Annotated in this window: 6 protein-coding genes; 5 read left to right on the forward strand and 1 reads right to left on the reverse strand. The window is 61.6% G+C overall.

The window, feature by feature from the left end; all coding sequences use genetic code 11:
* Nucleotides 1-111: 111 nt before the first annotated feature.
* Nucleotides 112-1,188, reverse strand: coding sequence for an S-methyl-5-thioribose-1-phosphate isomerase (mtnA, locus tag QMX86_RS26860; RefSeq protein WP_282387321.1), 1,077 nt, complete (start codon nucleotides 1,186-1,188; stop codon nucleotides 112-114).
* A 108-nt stretch (nucleotides 1,189-1,296) separates the two neighbouring features.
* On the opposite strand from mtnA, the gene QMX86_RS26865 reads away from it, so the two are divergent.
* The 5 genes from QMX86_RS26865 to QMX86_RS26885 all read left to right on the forward strand — a co-directional run bounded on the left by QMX86_RS26865 (nucleotide 1,297) and on the right by QMX86_RS26885 (nucleotide 6,341).
* Nucleotides 1,297-2,631: a TRZ/ATZ family hydrolase gene (locus QMX86_RS26865; RefSeq protein WP_252884653.1), complete on the forward strand. Its 1,335-nt coding sequence runs from the start codon at nucleotides 1,297-1,299 to the stop codon at nucleotides 2,629-2,631.
* A gap of 58 nt (nucleotides 2,632-2,689) precedes the next feature.
* On the forward strand, nucleotides 2,690-3,388 hold the full coding sequence (ubiG, locus tag QMX86_RS26870) for a bifunctional 2-polyprenyl-6-hydroxyphenol methylase/3-demethylubiquinol 3-O-methyltransferase UbiG (RefSeq protein ID WP_024013875.1): 699 nt from the start codon (nucleotides 2,690-2,692) through the stop codon (nucleotides 3,386-3,388).
* A gap of 4 nt (nucleotides 3,389-3,392) precedes the next feature.
* A complete protein-coding gene (mupP, locus tag QMX86_RS26875) occupies nucleotides 3,393-4,064 on the forward strand; it encodes an N-acetylmuramic acid 6-phosphate phosphatase MupP (protein WP_073472346.1) in 672 nt (223 codons plus the stop codon).
* Nucleotides 4,065-4,312: 248 nt separating this feature from the next.
* On the forward strand, nucleotides 4,313-5,053 hold the full coding sequence (locus tag QMX86_RS26880; RefSeq protein ID WP_024013876.1) for a YciK family oxidoreductase: 741 nt from the start codon (nucleotides 4,313-4,315) through the stop codon (nucleotides 5,051-5,053).
* A 361-nt stretch (nucleotides 5,054-5,414) separates the two neighbouring features.
* The gene (locus QMX86_RS26885; RefSeq protein ID WP_024013877.1) at nucleotides 5,415-6,341 is read left to right on the forward strand and encodes a GGDEF domain-containing protein; all 927 of its coding nucleotides are present in this window, start codon (nucleotides 5,415-5,417) and stop codon (nucleotides 6,339-6,341) included.
* The last annotated feature ends 86 nt before the right edge of the window (nucleotides 6,342-6,427 follow it).

The following is a 6,427-nucleotide window of genomic DNA, read 5'->3' on the forward strand; positions in this document are numbered from 1 at the left end:
ACATTCAGGCCCTCATCGCTGCCAAGCCAGCTCCCACAGGTTCAATGCCGGGCACAAAACCTGTGGGAGCTGGCTTGCCAGCGATGGGGCCCGCTCACACGCTAAAGACCTTCAATGCAGGCGCTTGCGACACATCAGCTGGGCCATTTTCGTGGTGTCCGGGCGTTCGACGATGCCTTTCTCGGTGACGATCGCGTCAATCAGATCCGCCGGAGTGACATCAAACACCGGGTTGAACGCTTCAACATCGGCACCGACGCGTTTACCGCCAACTTCAAGCAGCTCGGCGCCATCACGCTCTTCGATCGGAATGTCATCGCCGCTGGCCAGATTCATGTCGATGGTCGAACTTGGCGCCACGACCATGAAGCGCACGCCGTGGTGCATGGCGTTGACTGCCAGTTGGTAGGTACCGATCTTGTTCGCCACGTCGCCATTGGCGGTGATGCGGTCAGCGCCGACGATCACCCAGGTCACGCCTTTGGTTTTCATGATGTGCGCGGCGGCGGAGTCGGCATTCAGGGTCACCGGGATGCCTTCGTTGGCCAGCTCCCACGCGGTCAGCCGCGAGCCTTGCAACCATGGCCGGGTTTCGTCGGCGTAAACGCGCTCGACCATGCCTTCTATATAAGCAGCGCGGATCACCCCCAGCGCAGTACCGAACCCGCCGGTGGCCAGCGCGCCGGTATTACAGTGGGTCAGGATGGCTTGAGCGTTGCCCTGATGCTTGCGGATCAGATCGACACCAAGCTGCGCCATGGTCAGGTTGGCCTCGCGGTCGCTTTCATGAATGGCGATAGCTTCGGCTTCCAGCGCCGCCAGCGGATCGGCGTTGCTTTTCAGGCGATCCAGGCGATCGTGCATGCGCCCCAGCGCCCAGAACAGATTGACCGCGGTCGGACGCGAATCGGCCAGCAGGGCGAAATCCTCTTCCAGCGCCGCGTACCAGTCGCCGCCCTCGGCAATCCGCGCCCGCGCCGCGAGGACGATGCCATAGGCCGCACTGATGCCAATAGCCGGCGCACCCCGCACGACCATCGAGCGAATCGCCTCGGCCACGCCGGCGGCGCTGGTGTAGGCGATCCAGTTTTCCTCGAACGGCAAAATACGCTGATCCAGCAGGTGCAGCGCGCCATCACGCCAATCGATGGCCTTTACTTTCTCCGCAGCCAACAGTCGATCGCGCATCCCACACCCCGCACTCATGAACAAAAGCCGCCGATTATAGCGATCCCCCCGCGAAGACGCTCGGGTATACTTCGCCATCCTTTACAAAAGCACTGGAACCGACCCTCGATGCCGAAACCTGCCATTGCGCTCGACCTGTTATTGCTGCCGACCTGGCTGGTCCCCGTCGAACCGGCAGGCGTGGTGCTCAAGGAGCACGGCCTGGGCATCCGTGACGGTTGCATCGTGTTTATCGGCCCGCGCGCCGAAGCGTTGAAGTGTAACGCGACAGAAATCCGCGAACTGCCGGATGTTCTGTTGGCGCCGGGACTGATCAATGCCCACGGCCACGCGGCGATGACGCTGTTCCGTGGCCTGGCTGACGATCTGCCGCTGATGACCTGGCTGGAAAACCACATCTGGCCGGCCGAAGGCAAATGGGTCGATGAGGATTTCGTCCGCGACGGCACCGATCTGGCCATCGCCGAGCAGATCAAGGGCGGCATCACCTGCTTCTCTGACATGTATTTCTTCCCGAAAGTCGCCAGCGAGCGCGTACACAACAGCGGTATCCGCGCGCAGATCGCCATTCCGATCCTCGATTTCCCGATCCCCGGCGCCAGCAGTGCCGACGAAGCCATTCGTCAGGGCGTCGAATTGTTCGGCGATCTCAAGCATCACGAGCGCATCAAGATCACCTTCGGCCCTCACGCACCCTACACCGTCGGTGATGAGAACCTGGAGAAAATCAGGGTGATCGCCGAGGAGCTTGACGCCTCGATCCACATGCATGTGCATGAAACCGCGTTCGAAGTGCAGCAGGCGGTAGAGCAGACCGGCGAACGGCCACTGGCGCGCCTGGGTCGCCTTGGCCTGCTCGGCCCGCGCTTCCAGGCGGTGCACATGACCCAGATCAGCGATGAAGACCTCGCGCTGCTGGTAGAAAGCAACAGCAGCGTGATCCACTGCCCGGAATCCAATCTGAAACTGGCCAGCGGCTTCTGCCCGGTCGAACGTTTGTGGCAGGCTGGGGTGAACGTCGCTGTCGGTACCGATGGCGCGGCGAGCAACAATGATCTCGACCTGCTCGGCGAAACCCGCACCGCCGCCCTGCTGGCCAAAGCCGTGGCCGGTTCCGCCACGGCGCTGGACGCTCATCGCGCCTTGCGCATGGCCACTCTCAATGGCGCCCGTGCGCTGGGGATCGAGGCGCAGGTCGGCTCGCTGGAGATCGGCAAAGCCGCAGACATCGTCGCTTTCGACCTGTCCGGCCTGGCGCAGCAACCGGTGTATGACCCGGTGTCGCAGCTGATCTACGCGACCGGACGTGATTGCGTGAAACACCTGTGGGTCGCCGGCAAGCAACTGCTCGACGACCGGCGCCTGACCCGCATGGACGAACAACAGCTGGGCGAGACCGCTCGCCATTGGGGCCAGCGCATCAGCGGCCACACCGAATCGTAAACACCGCGGCGCAATATCCGCGGCTACAGCCCTTTTCAGGTTTTTCGAGGAATTGAACATGAGCAACGTCGACCACGCCGAAATCGCCAAATTCGAGGCCCTGGCCCATCGCTGGTGGGACCGCGAAAGCGAATTCAAGCCGCTGCACGACATCAACCCACTGCGGGTCAACTGGATCGACGAACGAGTCAATCTGGCCGGCAAGAAAGTCCTCGACGTCGGTTGCGGCGGTGGCATCCTCAGCGAAGCCATGGCCCAGCGCGGCGCCACCGTAATGGGCATCGACATGGGCGAAGCGCCACTGGCGGTCGCACAACTGCATCAGCTGGAGTCCGGGGTCAGCGTCGAGTACCGGCAGATCACCGCCGAAGCCCTCGCCGACGAAATGCCCGAGCAGTTCGACGTGGTCACCTGCCTGGAGATGCTCGAGCACGTGCCGGATCCATCGTCGGTGATCCGCGCCTGCTTCCGCATGGTCAAGCCGGGCGGCCAGGTGTTCTTCTCGACCATCAACCGCAACCCCAAGGCGTACCTGTTCGCGATCATCGGCGCCGAATACATCATGAAGCTGCTGCCGCGCGGCACCCACGACTTCAAGAAATTCATCCGCCCGTCCGAGCTCGGCGCGTGGAGCCGCATGGCTGGCCTGACCGTCAAGGACATCATCGGCCTGACCTACAACCCGCTGACCAAGCACTACAAGCTGGCCAACGACGTTGACGTCAACTACATGATCCAGACCCTGCGCGAGGAATAAGCCGATGGCCATCAGAGCGGTACTTTTCGACATGGACGGCACCCTGCTCGACACCGCGCCGGACTTCATCGCCATCTGCCAGGCGATGCGCGCCGATCGCGGTCTGCCGCCGATCAACGACAAGCACATCCGCGACGAGATTTCCGGCGGGGCCAAGGCCATGGTCGCGGTGACGTTTTCGATGGATCCGGAATCGCCGGGTTTCGAGGAGCTGCGCCAGGAGTTTCTCGAGCGCTACCTGGTCGGCTGCGCGGTGCACAGCAAATTGTTCGACGGCATGGGCGAACTGCTCGCCGATATCGAAAAGGCCAACCTGATCTGGGGCGTGGTCACCAACAAACCGGTGCGCTTCGCCGAGCCCATCATGCAGCGTCTGGGGCTGGCCGAGCGTTCAGCGCTGCTGATCTGCCCGGATCATGTGAAGAACAGCAAGCCGGACCCTGAGCCGCTGATCCTCGCCTGCAAGATGCTTGATCTGGATCCGTCGACCGTGCTGTTTATCGGCGATGATCTACGTGATATCGAATCGGGTCGCGATGCCGGCACCAAAACCGCTGCGGTGACCTACGGCTACATCCACCCGGACGACAACCCACGGCACTGGGGCGCGGACGTGGTAGTGGATCACCCGCTGGAGTTGCGCAAGGTGCTCGACAGCGCGCTGTGCAGCTGCTGACCTGACTGTTGCAAATTCCCTGTGTGGCGAGGGGATTTATCCCCGCTGGGTTGTGCAGCTACCGACCTGAATGTTGCAAGCTCCCTGTGTGGCGAGGGGATTTATCCCCGCTGGGTTGCGAAGCGGCCCCCGCTTTTATCCAGGCAATGTGACACACAGGTTTTGCGACGGCTTCGCCGCCGAACGGGGATAAATCCCCTCGCCACAGGGGTGAAGTAGGTCTTCATCAAATGGATTGTGAGGTTTTTATGTTTGATTACACCGCTCGCCCTGAATTGCTCAAGGATCGGGTCATTCTGGTCACCGGTGCCGGGCGCGGTATCGGCGCGGCTGCGGCGAAAACCTATGCCGCCCACGGTGCCACCGTGTTGCTGCTGGGCAAGACCGAAGCCAATCTGACCGAGGTCTACGACGAAATCGAAGCAGCGGGCCACCCGCAACCAGCGGTGATCCCGTTCAACCTCGAGACCGCCCTGCCCCATCAATATGATGAGCTGGCCGCAATGATCGAAACCGAGTTCGGCCATCTCGACGGCCTGCTGCACAACGCCTCGATCATCGGCCCGCGCACGCCGATCGAGCAACTCTCCGGCGAAAACTTCATGCGCGTCATGCAGGTCAACGTCAACGCGATGTTCATGCTGACCAGCACCCTGCTGCCGTTGCTCAAGCTGTCCCAGGATGCTTCGGTGGTGTTCACCTCGAGCAGCGTCGGGCGCAAGGGTCGCGCGTACTGGGGCGCTTACGGTGTGTCGAAATTTGCCACCGAGGGCCTGATGCAAACTCTGGCCGATGAAGTGGAAGGCGTCGCGCCGGTACGCTCCAACAGCATCAACCCGGGCGGTACGCGCACCAGCATGCGCGCGCAGGCTTATCCGGGGGAAAATCCGCTGAACAACCCGACACCGGAAGAGATCATGCCGGTGTATCTGTACCTGATGGGCCCGGACAGCGCGGGCGTCAATGGCCAGGCTTTCAACGCCCAATAACGCCATACGTCGCATTTGTTGCCGCGGCAGAATGCTGTCGCGGCAAGCCATTGCCGCTCATAACCGTCACAAAGCCGCCAATAACCCAGCGCGGCCGCCCGGCATCCATCAGCAAGTCTTTGATTCGAAAAGCTTTAAATTAAATCGAACCGAATGGCACGGGTTTCGCTCTAAATTCCCTCAAAACATGCCGTGTGATGGCCATGGGGCAACGCCGATTTCGATAGCTGACTGATCGTCTTGCGGCAGACTAAACTTACGCCAAACGTCCTACGGGACTGATGGATCAGTACGACGCGCAGCCCATAGCCGCTCTCACCCAGCCTGTAAGACAGACTTACTGCTTAGGGGCTCACGCCATATGAAATCTCCTTCCCAGACCCATGCAATTGACTTTGACAGTGCCAAATTGCAGCGCCTGGGCTTCGGTCAACTACCGGCGCTGATCGAGCGCCCGACCAGCCTGGCGCAACTGCGTCAGCAAATGAGCCTGCAACTGCAAACCAGCCTGGAGCCTCAGCGCATCCTTGGCCTGTTCTTCCGCGAAATCCAACGCCTGGTGCCACTGGACGCCCTGAGCTATGTGCATCAGGCCAGTGACCTGCGCCTGGAATTCGGTGCACGCGGTCACCATTCGGTCAGCTACACCCTGAGCCACGAAGGCGAGCACATGGGCGAGCTGGTCTTTCGCCGCAATCAGCGTTTCAACGACAAGGAACAGGGCGATCTCGAGTCGCTGCTGTCCTGCCTGCTGTACCCGATGCGCAACGCCCTGCTCTACCGTGCTGCGACGCAAAGTGCCTTGCGCGACCCGTTGACCGGTGCCGGTAATCGGGTGGCCATGGAGCAGACCTTGCAGCGTGAGATCGACATGTCGCGCCGCCATGCGCAGCCGCTGTCGGTACTGATGCTCGACATCGACCATTTCAAACGGGTCAATGATGACCACGGTCATGGTGCCGGCGATGAGGTGCTCAGAGCCATTGCCGCGTCGATCAAGGCGCAACTGCGCAACGTCGACATGGTGTTCCGTTATGGCGGCGAGGAGTTTCTGATCCTGCTGTCCAACACCGGTCGCGAGGCGGCGGCGATGGTCGGCGAGCGTTTGCGCCAGGCGACGCAGTCGGAGGAATATTTTGCCGATGGCCAGTTGATCGAGATCACCGTGAGCCTGGGTTGCTCGACGTTGTTGCCGGGCGAGTCGGCCGACAGCTTGCTGCGCCGGGCCGACAGTGCGCTCTATGTCGCAAAGCGCGAGGGGCGGAACCGGCTGGCGATGGCCGGCTAAAAATCATTGTGGGAGCGAGCCTGCTCGCGAAGAGGGAGTGTCAAACAACGATTCGTTGCATGACCCACCGCTTTCGCGAGCAGGCT

The sequence above is a fragment of the Pseudomonas sp. PS01270 genome, assembly GCF_029959775.1.
GTDB lineage: Bacteria > Pseudomonadota > Gammaproteobacteria > Pseudomonadales > Pseudomonadaceae > Aquipseudomonas > Aquipseudomonas atacamensis.

What these genes read in the sequence shown, in the direction of transcription:
- mtnA (WP_282387321.1), bottom strand. Translation starts at nt 1,188, where the DNA reads ATGCGCGATCGACTGTTGGCTGCGGAGAAAGTAAAGGCCATCGATTGG.
- QMX86_RS26865 (WP_252884653.1), top strand. Translation starts at nt 1,297, where the DNA reads ATGCCGAAACCTGCCATTGCGCTCGACCTGTTATTGCTGCCGACCTGG.
- ubiG (WP_024013875.1), top strand. Translation starts at nt 2,690, where the DNA reads ATGAGCAACGTCGACCACGCCGAAATCGCCAAATTCGAGGCCCTGGCC.
- mupP (WP_073472346.1), top strand. Translation starts at nt 3,393, where the DNA reads ATGGCCATCAGAGCGGTACTTTTCGACATGGACGGCACCCTGCTCGAC.
- QMX86_RS26880 (WP_024013876.1), top strand. Translation starts at nt 4,313, where the DNA reads ATGTTTGATTACACCGCTCGCCCTGAATTGCTCAAGGATCGGGTCATT.
- QMX86_RS26885 (WP_024013877.1), top strand. Translation starts at nt 5,415, where the DNA reads ATGAAATCTCCTTCCCAGACCCATGCAATTGACTTTGACAGTGCCAAA.